This window comes from Vreelandella sp. F11 (assembly GCF_042466685.1).
GTDB lineage: Bacteria > Pseudomonadota > Gammaproteobacteria > Pseudomonadales > Halomonadaceae > Vreelandella.
The window spans coordinates 3,009,014-3,030,487 of sequence record NZ_CP170448.1; the positions used below are offsets into that span (position 1 = coordinate 3,009,014).

Annotated in this window: 19 protein-coding genes; 9 read left to right on the forward strand and 10 right to left on the reverse strand. The window is 55.3% G+C overall.

The window, feature by feature from the left end; all coding sequences use genetic code 11:
* Window positions 1-27 precede the first annotated feature (27 nt).
* Together ACFIOZ_RS13810 and lapB are read left to right on the forward strand one after the other, a co-directional pair.
* Complete coding sequence (locus tag ACFIOZ_RS13810) at window positions 28-333, forward strand: LapA family protein (RefSeq protein ID WP_211596080.1); 306 nt, start codon at window positions 28-30, stop codon at window positions 331-333.
* Window positions 334-1,539, forward strand: coding sequence for a lipopolysaccharide assembly protein LapB (lapB, locus tag ACFIOZ_RS13815; RefSeq protein WP_386078706.1), 1,206 nt, complete (start codon window positions 334-336; stop codon window positions 1,537-1,539).
* A gap of 46 nt (window positions 1,540-1,585) precedes the next feature.
* Here the strand turns inward: lapB and pyrF are convergent, their stop codons facing one another.
* Window positions 1,586-2,287, reverse strand: coding sequence for an orotidine-5'-phosphate decarboxylase (pyrF, locus tag ACFIOZ_RS13820; protein ID WP_386078709.1), 702 nt, complete (start codon window positions 2,285-2,287; stop codon window positions 1,586-1,588).
* Between the two features lie 260 nt (window positions 2,288-2,547).
* Here pyrF and ACFIOZ_RS13825 point away from each other — a divergent pair, with 260 nt between their 5' ends.
* Window positions 2,548-2,829 (forward strand): ComEA family DNA-binding protein, encoded by a 282-nt coding sequence (locus ACFIOZ_RS13825; RefSeq protein ID WP_386078712.1) that lies wholly within the window; start codon window positions 2,548-2,550, stop codon window positions 2,827-2,829.
* A 75-nt stretch (window positions 2,830-2,904) separates the two neighbouring features.
* On the opposite strand, the gene prpD is transcribed toward ACFIOZ_RS13825, so the two are convergent.
* The 6 genes from prpD to ACFIOZ_RS13855 all read right to left on the reverse strand — a co-directional run bounded on the left by prpD (window position 2,905) and on the right by ACFIOZ_RS13855 (window position 11,326).
* Entirely contained in the window at window positions 2,905-4,389 is a 1,485-nt protein-coding gene (gene prpD / locus ACFIOZ_RS13830) for a 2-methylcitrate dehydratase (protein ID WP_386078715.1), read from the reverse strand.
* Window positions 4,390-4,441: 52 nt separating this feature from the next.
* Complete coding sequence (gene prpF, locus ACFIOZ_RS13835; RefSeq protein WP_386078718.1) at window positions 4,442-5,611, reverse strand: 2-methylaconitate cis-trans isomerase PrpF; 1,170 nt, start codon at window positions 5,609-5,611, stop codon at window positions 4,442-4,444.
* 14 nt (window positions 5,612-5,625) lie between these two features.
* Window positions 5,626-8,235, reverse strand: coding sequence for a Fe/S-dependent 2-methylisocitrate dehydratase AcnD (gene acnD / locus ACFIOZ_RS13840; protein WP_386078722.1), 2,610 nt, complete (start codon window positions 8,233-8,235; stop codon window positions 5,626-5,628).
* A gap of 65 nt (window positions 8,236-8,300) precedes the next feature.
* Window positions 8,301-9,428 carry a bifunctional 2-methylcitrate synthase/citrate synthase gene (gene prpC / locus ACFIOZ_RS13845; protein ID WP_386078725.1) on the reverse strand — a complete coding sequence of 376 codons (1,128 nt, stop codon included), beginning with the start codon at window positions 9,426-9,428 and terminating at the stop codon, window positions 8,301-8,303.
* Between the two features lie 191 nt (window positions 9,429-9,619).
* Window positions 9,620-10,510: a methylisocitrate lyase gene (gene prpB / locus ACFIOZ_RS13850; RefSeq protein WP_386078728.1), complete on the reverse strand. Its 891-nt coding sequence runs from the start codon at window positions 10,508-10,510 to the stop codon at window positions 9,620-9,622.
* Window positions 10,511-10,567: 57 nt separating this feature from the next.
* Window positions 10,568-11,326 (reverse strand): GntR family transcriptional regulator, encoded by a 759-nt coding sequence (locus ACFIOZ_RS13855; RefSeq protein WP_226250786.1) that lies wholly within the window; start codon window positions 11,324-11,326, stop codon window positions 10,568-10,570.
* A 260-nt stretch (window positions 11,327-11,586) separates the two neighbouring features.
* Here ACFIOZ_RS13855 and pabB point away from each other — a divergent pair, with 260 nt between their 5' ends.
* Both pabB and ACFIOZ_RS13865 read left to right on the forward strand, forming a co-directional pair.
* Window positions 11,587-12,942 carry an aminodeoxychorismate synthase component I gene (pabB, locus tag ACFIOZ_RS13860; protein WP_386078732.1) on the forward strand — a complete coding sequence of 452 codons (1,356 nt, stop codon included), beginning with the start codon at window positions 11,587-11,589 and terminating at the stop codon, window positions 12,940-12,942.
* Between the two features lie 131 nt (window positions 12,943-13,073).
* Window positions 13,074-13,694, forward strand: coding sequence for a phosphoadenosine phosphosulfate reductase family protein (locus ACFIOZ_RS13865; protein WP_386078735.1), 621 nt, complete (start codon window positions 13,074-13,076; stop codon window positions 13,692-13,694).
* A gap of 13 nt (window positions 13,695-13,707) precedes the next feature.
* Here ACFIOZ_RS13865 and cysB read toward each other — a convergent pair whose 3' ends face one another.
* A complete protein-coding gene (cysB, locus tag ACFIOZ_RS13870; RefSeq protein WP_386078738.1) occupies window positions 13,708-14,682 on the reverse strand; it encodes an HTH-type transcriptional regulator CysB in 975 nt (324 codons plus the stop codon).
* 424 nt (window positions 14,683-15,106) lie between these two features.
* Here cysB and trxA point away from each other — a divergent pair, with 424 nt between their 5' ends.
* The gene (gene trxA, locus ACFIOZ_RS13875) at window positions 15,107-15,430 is read left to right on the forward strand and encodes a thioredoxin (protein ID WP_007113240.1); all 324 of its coding nucleotides are present in this window, start codon (window positions 15,107-15,109) and stop codon (window positions 15,428-15,430) included.
* 55 nt (window positions 15,431-15,485) lie between these two features.
* Here the strand turns inward: trxA and ACFIOZ_RS13880 are convergent, their stop codons facing one another.
* Window positions 15,486-16,589: an AI-2E family transporter gene (locus tag ACFIOZ_RS13880; protein WP_386078741.1), complete on the reverse strand. Its 1,104-nt coding sequence runs from the start codon at window positions 16,587-16,589 to the stop codon at window positions 15,486-15,488.
* Between the two features lie 224 nt (window positions 16,590-16,813).
* Between ACFIOZ_RS13880 and ACFIOZ_RS13885 the strand changes: the two genes are divergently transcribed.
* Entirely contained in the window at window positions 16,814-17,713 is a 900-nt protein-coding gene (locus tag ACFIOZ_RS13885) for an SIMPL domain-containing protein (RefSeq protein ID WP_386078744.1), read from the forward strand.
* Here ACFIOZ_RS13885 and serS read toward each other — a convergent pair.
* Entirely contained in the window at window positions 17,658-18,935 is a 1,278-nt protein-coding gene (gene serS, locus ACFIOZ_RS13890) for a serine--tRNA ligase (RefSeq protein ID WP_386078747.1), read from the reverse strand. The genes ACFIOZ_RS13885 and serS overlap by 56 nt on opposite strands.
* Before the next feature lie 430 nt (window positions 18,936-19,365).
* Here serS and ACFIOZ_RS13895 point away from each other — a divergent pair, with 430 nt between their 5' ends.
* Together ACFIOZ_RS13895 and ACFIOZ_RS13900 are read left to right on the forward strand one after the other, a co-directional pair.
* Window positions 19,366-20,613 carry a dicarboxylate/amino acid:cation symporter gene (locus ACFIOZ_RS13895; RefSeq protein ID WP_386078749.1) on the forward strand — a complete coding sequence of 416 codons (1,248 nt, stop codon included), beginning with the start codon at window positions 19,366-19,368 and terminating at the stop codon, window positions 20,611-20,613.
* Window positions 20,614-20,772: 159 nt separating this feature from the next.
* Window positions 20,773-21,363 (forward strand): DUF4202 domain-containing protein, encoded by a 591-nt coding sequence (locus tag ACFIOZ_RS13900; protein WP_386078752.1) that lies wholly within the window; start codon window positions 20,773-20,775, stop codon window positions 21,361-21,363.
* Window positions 21,364-21,474: the final 111 nt, after the last annotated feature.

Sequence of the window (21,474 nt, forward strand, 5' to 3'; positions counted from 1 at the left end):
GTGAATGTCACAGACTAGGGAACTCAAATGCGTTGGATCAAAGGGCTGATTTTAGCCGTTATTTTGCTGATAGTAGTGCTGGTAGGCATCCTGTTTGCCGTTAATAATCAGCAAACCATTGCCTTAAACCTTATTTGGCTAGAGCTACCGGCAGTATCGCTCTCGGTATGGCTGCTAGCGACCTTGGTGTTTGGCGTCGTACTGGGCATGCTCGCCATGCTTGGCGTCTACGTTCGATTAAAGGCAACCCTGGCCCGCAGCCAGCGACAGAATAAGCAGCAGCGTAAAGAGCTCGACAGCTTGCGCACCCAGGAGTTTAAGGAACTGGCATAAATGCTGGATGTTGCGCTGCTAAGCGTACTGTTGGTCGCCATTGCCATCGGTTACGGATTAGGTTGTCGCCAAGCCGGACGCCGTCGACATCGCTCCGAACCGCCCACGGCCTCCTCGCAGGCGCTCTCCCGGGACTACTTCGTCGGGCTTAACTACCTGCTTAACGAGCAGCCCGACGAAGCGATCAACACCTTTATTAATGTGCTGACGGTCAATAGTGACACGGTGCACACCCATATTGCCCTCGGCAAACTGTTTCGCGCCCGCGGCGAGGCCGATAAAGCGGTTAGCATCCACCAAAACCTGTTAGCGCGCCCCGCCCTTTCACAGCACACCAACGAGCAGATCCAGCTTGAGCTTGCCCGGGACTTTATGGCATTAGGTGTGCATGATCGCGCCCAGCGGCTGCTCAATACGTTGCTGGAACAGAGTGGCGACCAAGAGCACCGCTACGCTGCCAAACAGCTGCTTATCGATTTACTGGAACGCGAAAAAGCGTGGCAGCAAGCCCTCGACGTTATCCAACCACTGCTGAAACAGTATCCGAAAATGCGCCGCCCCGCGGCCCACTGGTTATGTGAACTGGCACTGGAGGAAATTAGCGAAGCCAGTCGTCCACTGGCTAAAAAGCACCTCAAACAAGCGCTGCAACTGGATGAAAATTGCGTTCGCGCCACCTTAATGTTGGCCGAATTAGAGATGGACAATGGACACTATGCGCGTGCAATAGGTCGATTGGAGAATGTCCCACGTCAAGACATAGTGCATATCCCCACGATGCTGCCAGCCCTCAGGCACGCCTATTTGCGCAATAACGATGAAGCAGGTTTTGAGGCTCACCTTTACCGGCTGCTTGAGCAAGCACCTTATACCAGCATCATTATTGCGTTGGGACAGCTCGTTCATCAGCGTGACGGTGTCGACAAAGCGATCGAGTTGATCGGCGAACGCCTGCGCGCCGTGCCGAGCTTAGGCGGGCTGGATTACTTGATCGACCTGTATATTGAAAGCCAGCGGCTTAGCGGAAAACCTTCCCTGGATACCCGTCTGCTGCTGCTGAAACATCATACCGATGCGCTGTTACTTAACCGTACCCGTCATCGCTGCCAGCGCTGTGGCTTTGCCAGCGACGCCTTACAGTGGCAGTGCCCCAGTTGCCGCTTCTGGGGCACCATTAAACCGGTGATTGGCGTAGAGGGTGAATAGGGCTCGCTCGCGAAGCTGAGGAAGCCCTCGCAAGGCTTTGAGATATTCAGTGCGCTCCTAGCTCCGCCTCAATCGCCGCCAGTGCCCGCATAGGGTCATCAGCCTGAGTGACGGGACGACCAATGACCAGATGGCTACTTCCTGCCCGAATGGCTTCGCTTGGGCTCATCGTACGCTGCTGATCATTGGCGGCTGCAAAGCTTGGCCGAATGCCAGGGGTAACTTTCAGGAAAGACGCACCGCATAGCGTTTTAATCCGCGCAGACTCCTGGGCTGAGCAAACCACTCCTTGCAAACCACTCTGCTTCGCCAGTACCGCCAGGCGCTCCACGTGTTCGGCCAATGGGGCCTTTATACCTAGCTCTGCCAAATCATCCGCCTGCATACTGGTCAATACAGTAACGGCGATTAAATGGGTGGTTAAAGCGTGCTGTTCCAGGCGCTGCACAGCCGCCTCCATCATCCGTCGCCCGCCGCTGGCATGTACGTTGACCATCCACACACCCTGCTCCGCCGCCGCCTGCACGGCGCTGGCAACGGTATTGGGAATATCGTGAAATTTTAGATCCAGAAACACCTCAAACCCTCTACCGTGCAGCGCTTCTAACACCGCAGGGCCGCTGCGGGTAAACAGCTCTTTACCGACTTTGACTCGACAGCGGGCAGGGTCGAGCTGATCTGCCATGCAGAGCGCAGCGTCAAGCGAAGGGTAATCAAGGGCAATAATGATCGGGGAATCGGTGGCCACAACGTTGCTCCAAAGACGTTTTTAGCCATTATATCAGTCTCGCCCTACTCCTCGCCTCCCCTCACTGCATGTAGGCAATAGCGAGCCGCATGTAAGATTTTGGCTATAAATGGATAGCTAAAAACTTACAAACACCGTCATAGATCTCTTACAGAAACCCCTTTGGAATAAAGCTACGTTAGTAATGCATCGGCGTTTATCTTGCCCAGCGCCGCCTGCGCAACCCAAGTCATCCAATGTTATTAAAAGGATCATTGAAGATGAACATGAAACTTAAAGGAGTCTTGGCCGCACTACTGCTCAGCATTAGCCTAGGTCTTTCGAGTGGCGTGCTGGCCCAGGAGGTGGCCCCAATTAATGTCAATACTGCCGACGCTGAATTGCTGGCCGAACTACCAGGTATTGGCCCCAGCCGGGCCGACGCCATTATTGAAGAGCGCGAAACCAACGGCCCTTTTGAAACCGCTGCAGACCTAGAGCGTGTCAGTGGTATTGGGCCTGCCACCGTTGATCGCATGCGCGATCAAGTGACATTTGAATAGCCTCGTTAGCGAGCATATCTTTCTTTAACCGCCACAATGCCCGGTGCTCACACCGGGCATTGTGGATAGCGCGTTTTAAATCATCCACATATCCATAAATTTTTGCACCGGCAACGCTTCAAGGGTTGAGTGCTGGCTGCATATTTCGGCAATTGTTTGGCAACGACTTGCTGGAAAGCGAGTTGCTAAATTGCGTTCAAATTTTTCAACCAATAGCGGCATCCCCTCTTCCCTGCGACGGCGATGACCGACCGGATACTCTACTGCCACTTGATCGGTCTTACTTCCATCGCTAAAAAATACTTGCACGGCATTGGCGATAGAGCGCTTCTCAGGATCGTGGTAATCCGCCGAGTACTGGGCGTTTTCCTCCACCACCATCTTGCTCCGCAGCTCATCTATCAACGGATGCGCCGCATGAAAGCTATCTTCATAGTGATCCGCCGTCAGCGCACCAAAGATAAGCGGCACCGCGGCCATATACTGCAAACAGTGGTCACGATCCGCCGGATTGGCGAGCGCGCCGGTTTTGGAAATAATCCGGATGGCCGAATCATGGGTGGTAAGTACCACCTTATCTATTTCGTCCAGCCGATCTTTCACCTGCGGATGCAGCGTCACGGCGGCTTCACAGGCAGTCTGGGCATGGAACTCGGCGGGGAAGGAGATTTTAAACAGAATGTTCTCCATCACATAGCTACCGAATTCGCGCTGAAAGCGTAGGCGACGGTCAGCCTCTGGCTTCAAGCTTAGATCTTTGTTTGCATGGCTAAACAGCACATCGTAAAACCCCCACTGGGGCGCCGATAGCGCACTGGGAATGCCCATTTCACCGCGCAGAGCGATATCAGCCAAGCGCACGCCCCGTGAGGTGGCATCCCCTGCGGCCCAGCTTTTCCGCGAACCGGCGTTGGGCGCATGGCGATAGGTGCGCAGACTCTGACCATCCACCCAAGCGTGGGAGAGCGCCGAGAGCAACTGCTCGCGGTTGGCGCCCAGCAGTTTGGCGGCCACCGCGGTAGAGGCAACTTTTACCAACACTACGTGATCAAGGCCGACACGATTGAAGCTATTCTCCAGCGCCAGCACGCCCTGAATCTCATGGGCCATGACCATGGCGTTGAGCACATCGCGCATCACCAGGGGTGCTTCGCCTTGAGCGACCCGTTGCTGAGAGAGATGGTCAGCCACGGCGAGTATCCCACCAAGATTATCGGAGGGGTGGCCCCACTCGGCGGCGAGCCAGGTGTCATTATAATCCAACCAGCGGATGATACAGCCGATATCCCACGCCGCCTTAACCGGGTCAAGGCGTAGCGCAGTGCCCGGCACTCGTGCCCCAAACGGTACTACCGTGCCTTCCACCAACGGCCCAAGGTGCTTCGTACACTCAGGGAAACGCAGCGCCAACAGCCCGCAGCCAAGGGTATCCATTAAACAGTAGCGGGCGGTTTCCAATGCCTCTTGAGATTCCACCTGATAATTGAGTACGTAGTCGGCAATAGTCTGTAGTTCGGGGTCGTAATCAGGCCGCTGATTGGTTTCGGATGTGGCGGACATAGCACTCTCCTGTTGTATACCGATCCATTCAGTATGGCCCAGTAAGGGTTTATTAAAAGCTGTCGCCGGGTATGCGAACTACCCCCTCCATCAACACCCTCGCACTGCGGCTCATGACTGCCTGCTCAATATGCCAACGTCCATCTATCAGGTTTGCTTCCGCACCCACACGAAGGCTGCCAGAAGGATGGCCAAAAGTAACCTCGTTTCGTTTACCGCCACCGGCGGCTAGGTTCACTATTGTGCCTTCGATAGCGGCGGCAGCAGCAATGGCAACGGCGGCGGTGCCCATCATGGCGTGGTGCAGTTTGCCCATGGAAAGCGCTCGCACCAGTAGATCGATATCTGCCGACAGTACGTTTTTACCGCTCGATGACACGTAATCCGCCGGAGGCCCAACAAAGGCGATTTTGGGGGTGTGCTGGCGGTTGCCAGCTTCACTCACATCACTGATCAGCCCCATGCGTACAGCACCATGGGCACGGATGGTTTCAAACATCGCCAAGGCTTTGCTGTCGCCATTGATGGCGTCCTGCAGTTCGGCGCCGGTGTAACCAATTTCGTCAGCGTTAATAAACACGGTGGGAATACCGGCATTAATCAGGGTGGCTTTCAATATCCCCACGCCTGGCACGTCAAGCTGATCAACGAGATTACCGGTAGGGAAAATTGCCCCCTCACCATCGGCCGGATCCATAAAGGCCACCGGAATTTCTGCAGCGGGAAAGGTCACGCCATCCAGCTCAAAATCGCCGGTTTCCTGCACTTCGCCATTGACGATTGGCACTCTTGAGACGATGGTTTTGTGTATATTCGCCTGCCAAATGCGTACCTCGACCACCCCGTTTTCAGGAACACGTGCAGAGTCAACAAGGCCATTGCTAATCGCGAAAGGGCCGACCGCCGCAGAGAGGTTGCCGCAGTTACCGCTCCAATCCACAAAAGGCTTATCGATGGAGACCTGACCAAAGAGGTAATCCACATCGTGTTCCGGTGATGCGCTTTTCGACAGAATCACCGTTTTGCTGGTGCTGGAAGTCGCTGCCCCCATGCCATCTATCTGTTTTTCGTAAGGGTCGGGGCTGCCTATCACCCGCAGCAGCAGCTGATCCCGCGCAACGCCTGGCTGCTGGGCGGCTTCGGGTAGGTCGCTAAGGTTAAAAAACACACCCTTACTGGTACCGCCACGCATATAGGTGGCGGGAATTTTAATCTGAGGCATGAACTCATCTCCGTTTACGCAGCAGTGGACTCAAGAAAGTCCTGGGCAAAGCGCTGCAGCACGCCACCCGCGGTGTAAATCGACACTTCCTCGGCGGTATCCAAACGGCATTTTACCGCTACGCGCTCACTGTCACCGTTCTGGCGATGGATCACCAGGGTGAGCATCGCCCCTGGTGCAACAGCGCCTTCCACATCGAAGGTTTCGGTGCCATCCAAGTCCAGAGTTATGCGTGTAGTGCCGGGCTCAAACTCCAGCGGCATCACCCCCATACCGATCAGGTTGGTGCGGTGAATACGTTCGAAACCTTCCGCGGCAATTGCCTCTACGCCTGCCAGCGCAACACCTTTGGCCGCCCAGTCCCGGGAAGAGCCCTGGCCGTAATCGGCACCGGCAATAATGATCAACGGCTGCTTACGTGCCATATAGGTTTCGATCGCCTCCCACATGCGGGTCACTTCGCCCTCTGGCTCGACCCGCGCCAGTGAGCCCTGTTGCACCTTGCCGTCAGCTTCGCGCACCATCTCGTTAAACAGCTTGGGGTTGGCAAAGGTCGCCCGCTGGGCGGTGAGGTGGTCGCCACGGTGGGTGGCGTAGGAGTTGAAGTCCTCCTCCGGCACACCCATTTTGGCCAGGTACTCCCCCGCCGCGCTGTTCAACTGAATCGCGTTAGAAGGCGAGAGGTGATCGGTGGTGATATTGTCCGGCAGTATCGCCAGTGGTCGCATACCCTTCAGGGTACGCTCTTTGGCCATATTGCCCTCCCAGTAGGGCGGACGGCGGATATAGGTACTCTGAGGCCGCCAGTCGTACAACGGACTCACCTGGGCGCGGGCACTCTTATCCAGGTCAAACATGGGAATATAAGTCTGCCGGAACTGCTCCGGCTTCACCGACGCTTTAACAATCGCATCGATCTCCTCATCCGCTGGCCAGATGTCTTTCAAGGTAACGGGGTTGCCCGCCTGATCAACACCCAGGGCATCTTTCTCAATATCAAAGCGAATGGTGCCCGCAATGGCGTAGGCGACCACCAGCGGCGGTGACGCTAAAAAGGCCTGCTGGGCATGGGGATGGATACGACCATCAAAATTGCGATTACCGGAGAGCACCGCCGTGGCGTAGAGATCACGCTCAATGATCTCCTGCTGGATTTTTGGATCCAGCGCCCCGGACATGCCGTTGCAAGTGGTACAGGCGTAGGCCACCACCCCGAAGCCGAGATTTTCCAGCTCGCTCATCAAACCCGCTTCTTCCAGATACATTTTGACGGTTTTCGAGCCCGGCGCCAGCGACGACTTCACCCAGGGCTTGCGCACCAGGCCCAGCCGGTTGGCATTACGGGCGATTAGCCCAGCGGCAACCATATTGCGTGGGTTTGAGGTATTGGTACAGCTGGTGATGGCAGCGATGATCACCGCACCATCGGGCATTTTGCCGGCTTTTTCCTCCGCCTGTGCTGCTTCAAGCCCCACGGCAATGCCGCGCTGGGCAAGTTCCGAGGTGGGCAGGTGGGCATGGGGGTTGGAAGGCCCTGCCAAGGTGCGAGTTACCGATGAGAGGTCAAAGGTCAGCACCCGCTCGTACTCAACCTCGGTGAGGCTATCCGCCCACAGGCCCGTCTGCTTGGCATAGGTCTCTACTAGTGCTACCTGATCGTCCTCGCGGCCGGTAAGTTTCAAGTAATCAATGGTTTGGCCGTCGATGTAGAACATCGCCGCCGTGGCGCCGTACTCAGGGGTCATATTGGAGATCGTGGCGCGGTCGCCAACGGTCAACGCATTGGCGCCTTCACCGTAAAATTCCAGATAAGCACCGACTACCCGCTCTTTACGCAGGAATTCAGTGATCGCCAGCACCATATCAGTGCCGGTAATACCTGGCTGCAGTTTGCCAGTTAGCTCTACGCCGACGATATCCGGCAGGCGCATCATGGAAGCACGCCCCAGCATCACGCTTTCGGCTTCAAGCCCACCCACGCCTACGGAGATAACGCCTAGAGCATCCACCATGGGCGTATGGCTATCGGTTCCCACACAGGTATCCGGGTAGGCGATGCCATCGCGGTTCTGCACAACCGGCGACATCTTTTCCAGATTAATCTGGTGCATGATGCCGTTACCGGGGGGAATCACATCGACGTTCTCAAAGGCCGTCTTCGTCCAGTTGATAAAGTGGAAGCGGTCATCGTTGCGGCGATCTTCAATCGCGCGGTTTTTTTCAAAGGCGCCCTCTTCTGAGCCTGCGTGCTCCACCGCCAGTGAGTGATCGACAATCAGCTGGGTCGGCACTACAGGGTTAACTTTTGCGGGATCGCCGCCCTTTTCTGCAATCGCGTCGCGCAGTCCGGCAAGATCTACCAGCGCGGTTTGGCCCAGGATGTCGTGGCAAACCACTCGCGCCGGGTACCAAGGGAAATCCAGATCGCTTCTGCGCTCAATCAGTTGTTTTAAGGCATCGGTGAGCAGCTCAGGATCGCAGCGGCGCACCAATTGTTCCGCCAGCACACGAGAGGTATAAGGCAACTGTGCGTAGGCACCGGGCTGGATATCTTCCACTGCCGCGCGAGCATCAAAAAACTCAAGCTCAGTGCCAGGCAGCGGTTTACGGTATTGGGTATTCATAGCAGACAGACTCACAAGAAGGGGCTGAAAAAGCCCGGTGATCAAGCCACCGGGCAGCACGCGGGTCAGTCTCGCGCTTCTATCGGCACCCACTCGCTCTTCTCAGGGCCAGTGTAATCGGCGCTGGGGCGAATAATGCGGTTGTTGGCGCGCTGCTCAAACACATGGGCTGCCCAGCCAGTCAGCCGCGACATCACAAAAATCGGCGTGAATAGCTTGGTGGGAATATCCATAAAGTGATACGCGCTGGCATGGAAGAAGTCGGCGTTACAGAACAGCTTCTTCTCGCGCCACATGACTTCCTCAACCCGCTCGGAAACCGGGTAGAGCACTTTGTCGCCTACGTCAACAGAGAGCTTCTTGGACCAGTGCTTGATAATCGCGTTGCGCGGGTCGGACTCGCGATAGATCGCATGGCCGAAGCCCATGATCTTATCCTTGCGTTCCAGCATCCCCATGATCTTGCTTTCTGCTTCTTCCGGCGACTGCCAGTTTTCGATCATCGCCATGGCTGCCTCGTTAGCACCACCGTGCAGCGGGCCGCGCAGTGAACCAATGGCGCCGGTGACGCAAGAGTGCATATCGGAAAGCGTTGAGGCGCAGACCCTGGCGGTAAAGGTAGAGGCGTTAAACTCATGCTCGGCGTAGAGAATCAGCGATACGTTCATTACCCGCGCATGCAGCTCTGAGGCAGGCTCGCCGCGCAGCATATTAAGGAAATGGCCGCCTACCGAGTCGTCATCGGTCTCGGTATCGATGCGTACGCCATCGTGGGAGAAGCGGTACCAGTAGCAGATGATCGAGGGCAGTACCGCCAGCAGGCGGTCGGCAACGTCCTGCTGCTGGTCGAAGTTCTCCTCGGTTTCCAGATTACCCAGCATCGAGGTGCCAGTGCGCATCACATCCATGGGATGGGCGTCTTTAGGAATCTGCTCAAGCACCGTCTTCAGCGCATCGGGCAGCCCACGCAGGCTTTTCAGCTTGGCGATGTAGTGATCCAGCTCGGCTTGATTGGGCAGCTTGCCTTTTAACAGCAAGTAAGCCACTTCTTCAAACTTGGCTTTTTCAGCCAGTTCTTTGATATCGAAGCCACGGTAGGTCAAGCCTGAACCGGTTTTACCTACCGTACATAGCGCGGTGGAACCAGCGCTCTGGCCACGCAGTCCTGCACCTGTCACAGGTTTATCAGCCATGGTGTGTCTCCTGTTACTGCTTTTATTTTAACTATCGTTTTCTGAATAATGTCGTTTATTAAACTTTCGGCAAAGCTGGTTTGGTGAGAGGGCAGGTTGGAGCGAGGGTCTTTCGCCCAGGGATGGCGAAAGTAGCGCCCAGGGATGGGTTCACAGCGCCCTCGCGGAAACCTGCCCTCTCACCAGTTGACCTATTGGTCATCACCTTTCTCGGCAAACAGGGCATCCAGCTTTTGCTCAAAATCGTGGTAGTTCAGAAAGTCGTAGAGCTCGTCGCGGGTTTGCATCAGCGGCACGACCTCTTTTTGGTGACCGTTGTCGAGGATGCTTTGATAGACCTGCAACGCCGCGGCGTTCATGGCGCGAAACGCAGAGAGCGGGTAGAGCACCATGCGGCAGCCAACGTCACCAAGCTCCTGCTGGGTGAATAGGGGCGTTGCGCCAAATTCGGTGATATTGGCTAGAATCGGCGCATTGACCCGTTGGCAAAAAGCCTTGTAATCATCCAGGGTGTGCACCGCTTCAGCGAAGATGGCATCCGCCCCCGCTTCCACACAGGCATTGGCGCGTTCAATGGCGGCGTCAAGGCCCTCTTTTTGGAACGCATCGGTGCGGGCAATGAGATAGAAGGCGGGGTCGATCTTGGCATCGGCGGCGGCTTTGATACGGTCGACCATCTCCTGCTGGGAAACAATCGCTTTATTCGGGCGGTGACCACAACGCTTTTGCGCCACCTGGTCTTCCATATGAATCGCCGCCACACCAGCGCGCTGCATCTCTTTGACGGTACGGGCGATATTAAAGGCGCCACCCCAGCCGGTATCGATATCCACCAGCAAAGGTAACTCGGTAGCGCCGCAGATACGGTGAGCATCCTCTACCACGTCATTCATGGTCGTCATGCCCAGATCCGGCAAGCCGAAGGAGGCGTTGGCCACACCGCCACCGGAGAGATAAATCGCTTGATGGCCCACTTTGTCGGCCATCAGCGCGGTGTAAGCATTGATGGTGCCTAAGATCGGCAGCGGGCGGTTAGCGTCGAGGGCGGCCCGAAAGCGGGCACCTGGCGTCATCTGGGACATGGTGCGTTTCTCCTATTGCTAATTTTTAGTTATGTCATAGCTTTATTTAGTGATGTTTTAGCCTTGCGGTTTAGCTGCTGACTGCTCCAGGGCTGCGGCATAACGATCTGCCACATTGGCGCGGGAAGCGCTAACATGGCGGCGCATCAGCAGCTCGGCCAATTCTGCATCGCCCGCTTCAATGGCATCCACAATGCGATGGTGCTCCACAAAAGCGCGCTGGGGCCGGGTGCCACTGGCGCTAAACTGGGTGCGATAAAGGCGCACAAGGTAGTAGAGATCATCGCAGAGCAGGTTCATTAGCATCTTGTTATGGCTGCCCTGAACGATACAGTAGTGAAAATCGAGGTCACCTTCGCGCTGGTAGTAGGCTTCGCCACGCTTGAGATCGGCCTGGCCCTCGTGCAGCGCCAGCACATCCCGCAAGCCCTGAACCTCTGCCGGTGTCATATGCTCAGCCGCCAGACGCGCCGCCATGCTTTCAAGGGCTTCGCGCAGATCAAACAGCTCTAGAAGTTCTTTCATCGAGAGCTTAACTACCCGGGCGCCCACATGGGGAACGCGCTCGATGAGTCGATGTGCCTCCAGGCGCCGCATCGCCTCCCGCAGCGGCCCACGGGAAATGCCGTAGGTTTTTGATAACCCTGGCTCGGTGATCTTACTGCCCGGAGCAAGCTCACCCCGTACGATGGCATCCTGCAACTGATGAAACACCCGCTCGGCGAGGGTACGCACTTCAGGCGTCGTGGATTCGGACGAACTTTCTTCGGACGAACTTGCAGTGGTGCTTAATGAAGGAGTAGCGAGAGAAGCCATAATTGATTGTCGACAATTGAAAAGTAAACCAACTCTAGCGCGTGTCAATTAAACCGTCAACCAGCCTTATTCACCGATTTTATACGCCTTTCGTTGTATTAGCAGGCGCAACAAAAACCATCTTGTCAACAATCAAGCCATTTTGTTACTCAACGCTGCGAATAATCCTCTGCGTGAGAAAGGCGTCGAAGCGCTGCGCTGGTGTCATTGTCTACGCCCCTCTAAAATGACTCGCCCTTTACTGGCTAGGCGTTTGCTTAATGATCAAGGCGTTGACGATATCAGCCCTGCCCTATTCACCCGACCCACTGGGTTTATTCGCTCGCCTGCGAACCAGGCCCGGTGCAATACTGCTCGACAGTGGCCGCCCGGTCGCTACCGGCCGCTTTGATATAATCAGCAGTGACCCGCTCGCTACGCTTGAGGTTGCTCATAATGGTGAGGCGAGTATCGCATCGGATCGGCTTAGCCCTCCGGCTCACTTGGCCAACGATGCCTTGGCCCTTCAGCAGTGGCTGCTGGATCAACTGGATATTCCGGATGAAGCCAGTGAACTTCCGTTTCTGGGCGGGCTAATAGGCTACTGGGGGTACGACTTAGGCCGAAAAACCTTATCCATCCCGAGCCGTCAAGCAAGCCCGGTCACACTGCCACAAGCCCGTTTAGGACTTTACGACTGGTGTATTACCCTGGATCACATGGCCCAGCAGGCGTGGTTAATCGCCACACCGCAACGCCGTGAGCAGGTAGAGGGTTGGCTTACCCAGCCCCCAGCGCCCACTCATGCATTCACATTAACGGATACCTTTAAGGCAGAACTTAGCCACGCCCAATACGAGGCACGCTTTAACGCCGTTCAGCGCTATATTCGGGCGGGTGACTGCTATCAAATTAACCTGGCGCAGCGCTTTTATGCCGACTACCAGGGGGATGAGTGGCAGGCATACCTGCAACTGCGTAAAGCCACCCCTACGCCCTATTCAGGCTATATGGCCTGGGGCGACAAAGCGGTCATGTCACTTTCACCAGAACGGTTTATTCAGTGCCGCAACGGCGAGGTAGAAACCCGGCCGATTAAAGGCACCCGCCCGCGTGGTGCAACATTTGAAGAGGATCAGGCGCTGGCGGAGCAGCTTTTGAGCAGCACTAAAGATCGCGCTGAAAATGTCATGATCGTCGACCTGCTGCGCAATGATTTAGGTCGCGTCTGCCAACCCGGTACCATCCGCGTACCGCAGCTGTGTCACCTTGAGAGTTACCCTAACGTGCACCATCTGGTCAGTGTCGTACAGGGAACCCTGGCCAATGCTTATACCCCGCTGGCACTGCTTAAAGCAGCCTTCCCCGGCGGCTCGATTACCGGCGCGCCTAAAATTCGTGCGATGCAGATCATAGATGAACTGGAACCCTGCCAACGCAGCGTGTATTGCGGCAGCCTGGGCTATGTGGATGTACGCGGCAGCATGGATACCTCTATCGCTATTCGCACGATGGTGGCCGAGGCGGGAAGAGTGCATGTATGGGGCGGAGGGGGGTTGGTGGCAGACTCCCAAGCGGAGGAAGAGTACACCGAGACGCTGGATAAAATTCGCCACCTAATTGGCGCTTTGGAATAAGCAGCGCGAACTCTATATCAAAAAGGAATATAAAAGCCAAACTAAACGGTATTGGGGCTCGCTGCCTCCTGTTTGGTAGCCTAGTCGGCATGATTTAACTCTCGATATTTAATTCTCGATTAGGAGGCAGCATGTCCTCAGAGCTTGAAGCGATTAACAGGGATTTCGCCAATAATCCTCAAGGGCTAGTTGAGTGGGCGTTGGCACAGGGTGCACGGCCTATTTGCACCACCAACTTTCGCCCCTTTGAGGCAGTGATCCTGCATATGGTGACCCAGGTGCGCCCGGATATTCCCATTGTGTGGATGGACAGTGGCTACAACACCGAGGCGACCTATCAGTTTGCTGATGCAGTCATCAAACAGCTCAATCTTAATCTGGTGAGCTTTATACCCCAGCGAACCCGCGCCCACCGCGAGGCACTGGAGGGATCTATGCCTGGCATCGACGACCCGCGCCACGCGGCCTTTACTCAGGAAGTAAAAATCGAACCCTTCGAGCGCGCGTTGCGTGAAATGCAGCCCGACGTATGGTTCACCGCGCTGCGCGCTGAAGACACGCCCGAGCGTGCCAAAATGCAGCCGGTCAGCCGCAACAGCGATGGTCTATTGAAAGTTGCCCCGCTGTTACAGTGGAGCGCCAAAGACATGTACCAATACCTTCAGACGCATAACTTGCCTAACAACTTTGACTACTTCGACCCTACCAAGGTGGAAGAGAAACGCGAATGCGGGCTGCATTTACAACACTGATTCACACAGCAAATTAATACTCGGGCAGGTCTAAGTCATCGAACAGCGACTGTTCATGGCGCGGGCCTGCCATTAGCGCTTCTTCTACCCGCTCGCGGGTCAGGTGAGGCGCAAAGCGCTCTAAAAAGTCGTACATATAGCCGCGCATAAAAGTGCCACGACGAATACCAATTTTGGTTGTCGAGCTAGCAAACAGGTGACTGGCATCTAGGGCAACGAGATCATCATCAAGCGCCTCATCCACGGCCATATGCGCCACAATGCCGACTCCCATCCCCAGCCGTACGTAAGTTTTAATCACATCCGCATCAGCCGCTGTCAGCACCACATTGGGCGTTAACCCTTTCGCTTTAAAGGCGTCGTCTAACTGCGAACGACCGGTAAACCCAAACACATAGGTGACCAATGGATGTTCGCCGAGCGCCTCTAGGGTCAACGGGCCCTGATACGTGGCTAGCGGGTGCCCCTTGGGTACCAGTACGCAGCGATTCCAGCGGTAGCACGGCAGTAGCACTAAATCGGTAAACAGCTCTAGCGACTCGGTAGCAATAGCAAAATCGGCTTGCCCCTCACTGACCATCTGGGCTATCTGCTTGGGCGTACCCTGCTGCATATGCAGCGCCACATCGGGGTATTTAAGGGTGAATTCGCTGATAATAGGCGGTAAGGCGTAGCGAGCCTGGGTATGGGTCGTGGCTATGGCCAAGCTGCCACGACGCTCATCGCTATGTTCCTGAGCCACCTGTTTAATATTTTCGGTGAGGCGCAGAACCTGCCCCGCCAGATCAATAATCGACTGCCCGGCAGGCGTGACCCGTGTCAGATGTTTGCCGCTGCGAGCAAAAATCTCGACACCAAGCTCGTCTTCTAACAGACGAATTTGCTTGGAGATCCCCGGCTGTGAGGTAAATAGACTTTGCGCTGTGGCCGAGACATTCAGGTTATGCCGATTGACTTCCCAGATATAGCGTAGCTGTTGTAGCTTCATGTCCTCACCTTATTTATTCTCTAGACAGATCTATGTAGACCGTATCTCTATGCAGGCCGAATGTTTAAGTGCATCCATACACTGGTGCCACGTCACGTCTGACTGGGTGTATTGCTTTGCGCTGCTTTGCTTTATGTTGCACTGCTTGGCTCAACCGGCACTCTACAGCACCATATAGAATAAAAAACACCATAATAATGCTTTTATATTATAAAAAAAATGCCCTACCAGCACTCATTAATTTCTGCTATTTAGTTAACTCACTAGGCGGGAAATTTGCCAGCAACCTTCGCGCCCGCTAACATCTGCCCACGCTTATCGCGATAGACACGAGGCGCGGCAAAAGTACGCCAATGGATCGCGTAATGACCGTTGCTCCATTTGAGGCAACGAAACAGTAAGAGCAACGCAAACGGAGAAGCAAATGGCTAATAATGTTGATGTCACCAACGCCAATTTTGAGCAAGAAGTCCTCAACGCTGAACAGCCTGTGCTAATGAAATTCTGGGCGCCGTGGTGTGGCCCGTGCAAAGTGATGGCCCCGGTCGTTGATGAAGTGGCCGCAGAACGTCAGGAGAGCCTGAAAGTCGTTAGCGTTAATGTAGACGACGCTCCTGAAATTGCTGCTGAGCAAGGCGTTCGCGGTGTACCTACCGTGATGCTGTTTAAATCCGGCACCAAAGTCGCCTCACTGGTTGGCGCGCAGTCTAAATCGCAACTGACGCAGTTCATCGAACAAAACGCTTGATCAGTGCGTTTAGTGCTTGTGAAAACCGCCGACGCTGTCGGCGGTTTTTCTTTCGCTAGTTTCGGCGTTTCCAGGGTGGCAAACTTGCATCACTCGCTCGGATATCTTTAACGCGACGTTTCCCAGGCCCTAACAGCCGAGCTATCCAGCGTGTTTGAGGGTGGCTATCCAAAGCGATTTTCAGAGTCATTGTCAGCATCACCGAGAGCAGCATCCCCGCCGCACCAAAGATCCACCCCCATACCACTAGCGATAAAAACGCCACAAATGTGGAAAGCCCCAATGCTTGCCCCATTACCCTAGGCTCTATCAAATTGCCGAGCACAAAGTTAATCACCAGATAAGCGGAAGCCAGCAGTAGTGCCTGAAAGGCGCCGCCATCCTGAGACACCAGCAGCAACAGCACCGGTGGAATGGCAGCAATGGCCGAGCCGATATTGGGTATAAAGTTAAGGGCAAAAGCCAGCACGCCCCACAGTAGCGGAAAATCCACTCCCACAACCACACAGGAGAGCCATACCAGCACCCCAGTGGCCAGGCTGATCATGGTTTTAACAGCCAGATAGCGCTTCAGCGTTAAACTGAATTCGCTAAAGCGCTTCAAGCTGGGGGCAGGGTTTTCCAGTGCACGAGAGACTTTGTCACGCACATTGAGTGTTTCAAACAGCATGAAGATGACCAGCAACCCCACAATAATGCTCTGCATAAACAGATTGCCTAGCTGGCTCAACAGCTCGGGCATCCAAGAGCCCTCATCCTCTCCCTCAAAAAGCGAGTTAATCTGGTCGGGATTAATCGCCAACCCCCGTGAAGAGAGCGCATTAAGCAAGTTCCAGTACTGTTCGTAAAGCCGCGACTCAATGTCCGGCAATGCCGCCACAAAGGTACTAAAACTATTGACCACCAGCAGGCCAATAAGCGATAAAAACCCTAGCAATACCATCAAGGTTAGGAAAGCCGACACCCGCATACTCAAGCCACAGCGATGCAGCCACTGCACTGGCGAGGTACATACTACGGCGATAAAAATCGCCAGTAACAGCGGCACAAGTAGATCAGCGCCCACTTTCATACCCGCAATAATCACTACCAACGCAGCGAGCGCCAACGTGGCATGAAGCGGTATACTGCGGTAATCTTCATCTGACAATTTCGACATGATCCATCCTTAGCTTGCTGTCAATATATAATGGCTGCATACGTCATATTGCACAAACCGTGCAAATAATAAGCAACTGTTTTGCGTTCACTCTTCCCTGCTGAACTTTCTCTTCTTCTAAGCTTCAAAACGACCTGTACGCTTCCCAGTAACGTCTACCCTAACGTTTTGAATTTCGGGCTTAACTCAGCGGCGCAACAGCTCGCACACTAAGGAAGTCATTTATGAAAGCAACTACCCTTAATTTTCCAAAGCCAAGTTTTCGTAAACCCGGTTTTCGTAAACCAGGCTCTCAAAACCTGGGCACTAAACGCTTACGCAGCGGTCTGATTGGCGGAGCTCTGCTGGCACTCATTTGCGCTCCCTTAGCCCACGCTTCACCGCCTCACACGCCCCAACCAAGCCTGCACGTTCAAGCGCAGTCATGGGTGGAGGTAGAACCCGACAAAGCCACCCTCAATGCGCGACTGTGGGAAAACACGCCTGCCCTTTCCACCCTGGAAGAGAGCGATAGTAGCGCACTTAGCGATGCCCGCGAACGTTTGGAGAGCCGTGCCAGCGAATTAATCGAGAAGATGGAAGCCACCGGCCTTCAACGCAACGCCATAAATGCGGGCTCGTTGAACGTCTACCCCGAACACGTTCAAGGATCACGTAACGAAGATGGCGAGCATGAGACCTTGCAGCGCACGCGTCTCGAGCGCCCGATCACCGTCGAATTAACCGATCTGGATCAGTTGAGTGAAGTGTTAGACGCGCTAATAGCCGCGGGTGTCAACTCACTGGACGGCGTGCAGTTCGACCTTCAAGATCGCGACGCTGCCACTGACGAAGCGCTGGTTAAAGCGCTAGAGAAAGCACAGCACAAAGCCACCCTGATGGCCGATAGCTTAGATGCTGAGCTTGGCCATGTGCAGCGCATTGAAGAGACCCAATCGCCCATCTTCCAACCGCGCATGATGGCGATGCGGGCAGAGAGCGATAGCGCGGGTGGTCAATCCGCTCCCGCCAGTGATTACAGCCCCGGCACCATCCGCATTGATGCCGGGGTCAGCGTTGAGTGGGCGCTTAAAGGGCCAGACGCTCCAGGCCGCCCAGATAGCGACGTAGCGGCTCAGGAATAGTTACCGAGCCATCCGCCTGCTGGTGGTTCTCAAGCACCGCCAGCAGGCAGCGACCTACCGCCAGCCCTGAACCGTTCAAGGTATGCAGCAACTGCGGCTTTTTGGCATCCGGATGGCGATACCGCGCTTGCATACGTCGTGCCTGGAAATCCTCGCAGTTTGAGACCGAAGAGATCTCACGATACGTCTCCTGGCTAGGCAGCCACACTTCCAAGTCGTAGGTCTTGGTCGCCCCAAAGCCCATATCACCAGTACACAAAGTCACCACACGGTACGGTAGCTCCAGCGCCTGAAGAATGGCTTCCGCATGCCCGCGCATCTCTTCCAGCGCTTCGTAGCTCTTCTCCGGCTCCACAGCCTGCACCATTTCGACTTTATCGAACTGATGCTGGCGGATCATACCGCGGGTATCGCGTCCGTGTGAGCCCGCCTCGGAGCGGAAACAGGGGGTATGAGCAGTAAGCTTCATCGGCAACGCCGCCTGCTCGACGATTTCATCGCGCACAAAATTGGTCAGCGGCACTTCAGAAGTGGGGATCAGGTGGTACTCGCGCTCATCGTCCAGTTTGAACAAATCTTCGCCAAACTTCGGCAGTTGGCCGGTGCCCATCAGCGAATCGCGGTTGACCATATACGGCACATAGCACTCTTCATAGCCATGCTGCTCGGTTTGGGTATCCAGCATAAACTGGGCCAGCGCGCGGTGCAGCCGCGCAATCGGCCCACGCATTACCGCAAAGCGGGCACCGGTGATTTTAGCTGCCAGCTCAAAATCGAGATAACCGGACTTCTTGCCTAGATCAACGTGATCCAGCACCTCGAAATCAAACTCCCGCGGTGTGCCCCAGCGGTGGAGCTCGACATTATCGTCTTCGCTTTTACCTTCCGGCACGCTTTCGTGGGGCAGGTTGGGAATACCGCTGATAGCGTCGTCCCACTCCTCCTGCACCTCGGACAGTTCGCGCTTGGCGTTATCCAGCCGATCGCCTAAATCGCTGACTTCATCCAGCAGCGGCTGAATATCTTCACCGTTGGCCTTGGCTTTACCAATCGCCTTGGAGCGCATATTGCGCTCGTTTTGCAACTGCTCGGTTTGGGTTTGCAGCTCACGACGACGCGACTCCAGCGCCTGCAGTCCCGCTTTATCAAGCACAAAGCCCCGGCGGGCCAGTTGTTGAGCAACCGTATCAAGATCACCGCGCAGCAGTTTCGGATCGAGCATGAATCCTGTCCCTTGGCCTGAAAACAATAAGAGCAACGCGCCAATGCGCGTGCATAAAGGGGCCTATTGTAGGCAAAAGCGCGGCAGGGAGCCATGGCCGGCATCACCAGATACACCTTTAGCGACGCTTAAAAGCTCCAGCACCAGATAAGTCTGCACTAGCACTGCTCTTTATAACTCCACACTCCAGTAGCGCGTGGTAAGCCTACGGCGCACCTGCTAATGCAGTGCGCAGCGCTGCTAGAAGGTAGCGGCACGTAATAAGCTTGCACTATCGCTAAGTAAAATTCAGTTATCGAGCCGCCCGCATGTGCTATTACCACTCGGCATAACCGCCCGCGCCCACTAGTCAAAAGTGATAGAGTGCCCGCCGATTCGACTGGCGAATCGATGAATAATAGGTTTTCACACTTTTGACAGGAGAAAAGCAGTGCAGGAAACAGCACAGCAAGGAAAATTTGCTTGGTGGCGACGAATTGCCCTATGGAAGAAGATTCTCGCCGGTTTGGCGCTGGGTATTTTGGCGGGCGCGCTGTTAGGTGACACCGCCAGCGTGTTTAAACCCCTGGGCGATATTTTTATTAATGCCATTATGATGCTGATTGTGCCGCTGGTGTTCTCCACGCTGGTGGTGGGTATTACCTCCATGCGCGACCCACAGAAAATGGGCCGTATCGGCGCACGCACGATTACGCTCTATTTGATTACTACCGCCTTCGCCATAAGTATCGGCTTATTGTTATCCACCCTGCTACAGCCGGGCGTGGGCGTTGATTTAAGCTTCGACTCTGAAGTGGCCGCCAACGAAGCGCCATCGTTGGTCTCTATTCTGGTTAACTTAGTGCCACGTAACCCCCTGGACGCCCTGGCCAACGGCAACATTATGCAGATCATTGTGTTTGCCATTGGCCTGGGTATTTCGCTAACGCTGATTGGCGATAAAGGCGAGCCGGTCATGAAGGTATTCGATAGCTTTGCTGAGGCGATGTACAAGCTCACAGGCATTGTGATGGCCTTCGCCCCGTTCGGCGTCTTTGGCTTAATCGCCCATGTCTCGGGCCAGTACGGCTTAGAGATACTGCTACCGCTGGCCAAGCTAATCGGTGTTGCGTACCTGGCCAGCATTCTCCACGTGCTAGTGATCTACTCAGGTTTTATTTCGCTACTAGGGCGGCTAAACCCCATGCGCTATTTGCAGGGCAGCCTGGACGCTATTGTAGTAGCGTTCTCGTCCGCCTCTTCTGCGGGCACCCTGCCGGTCTCTATCCGCTGTGCTCAAAAGAACCTGGGCGTTTCTGAAGGGGTTTCCGGGTTTGTACTGCCCGTGGGTGCCACCATCAATATGGACGGCACCGCGCTTTACCAGGGCGTGGTGGTGCTCTTTATCGCCCAGATGACCGGCACTGATTTGAGCATGATGGACTATGGCATGATTGTTGCCACCGGCACGCTGGCCTCCATTGGCACGGCGGGCGTACCGGGCGCGGGCTTGATTATGCTCTCGATTGTCATGGCACAGGTTGGCCTGCCGCTGGAAGCCATCGCGGTGGTCGCAGGGATTGATCGTATCCTTGATATGGCACGCACCAGCGTCAACGTCGCCGGTGATTTAATGGTGACGACCCTGGTAGGTAAAAGCGAAGGGGAGCTCAACGAAGAGGTCTACAACCGCCGCTAGCCTGAAGCTAGCCATTGATAGCGTCTGACTGGGTGCCCGCTGTGATGAGCAGCGGGCACTGCGCTCTCCCTTCATAGCCTTCCCCTGCCATACAGCAGTTGTGATTCGCACGGTTTCTCGGCAACCTATTAGCATCATTTCTAGACGAGCAACGCAGCTATGCCTACCGCTTTTGATCAAACGCTCGACGCCATCGATGCCCTGCATGCTGAGGATCCGCGCGCAACGACCCTTGCCGATGGCACCTCCATGCCCCAGGAACTGGCCTATGCCCAGCGCATGAGCGACTGGCTAGACCGCGTGCATGACAATCCAGATGAAGTGCTGCGCTTAGCCGTCCGCGCCCAGCACTTACAGCGCTGGTTAGTGCCGCGTGAGGAGTACCCTGAAGGGCGCGTGGGCTATTTAACCTGGCGGCGCGACCAGGGCAAGCGCGCGGGCGAGACGACCGCTCAACTAATGGGCGAGGCGGGCTACAGTGACGAAAAGGCCAATCGAGTCAAAACCATTATTGGCAAGAAAGGTCTGGGTCGGGATCCGGATGTGCAGGCGCTGGAAGATTGCGCCTGCCTAGTGTTTCTAGAGAACTACTTTGCCGATTTCTCGCGCAAGATCGAGCATGACCATATGGTACGGATCGTGCAGATGACCTGGCGCAAAATGTCGCCCCGCGCCCACGAACTTGCCTTGAAGCTCCCCATGTCAGCCACCTCATTAGCACTGGTAAAAGAGGCCCTGGGGGCGGAGTAAGGTGTTAGGTAAGCGACAGAGCAATGCGCTACCGTGAGATGCAGTCGGGCAGCCGCTGCGGTAAAGTAGCGGTCTTCTTTTATTGCGCCCCCGGCACTGACGGTTTGATCA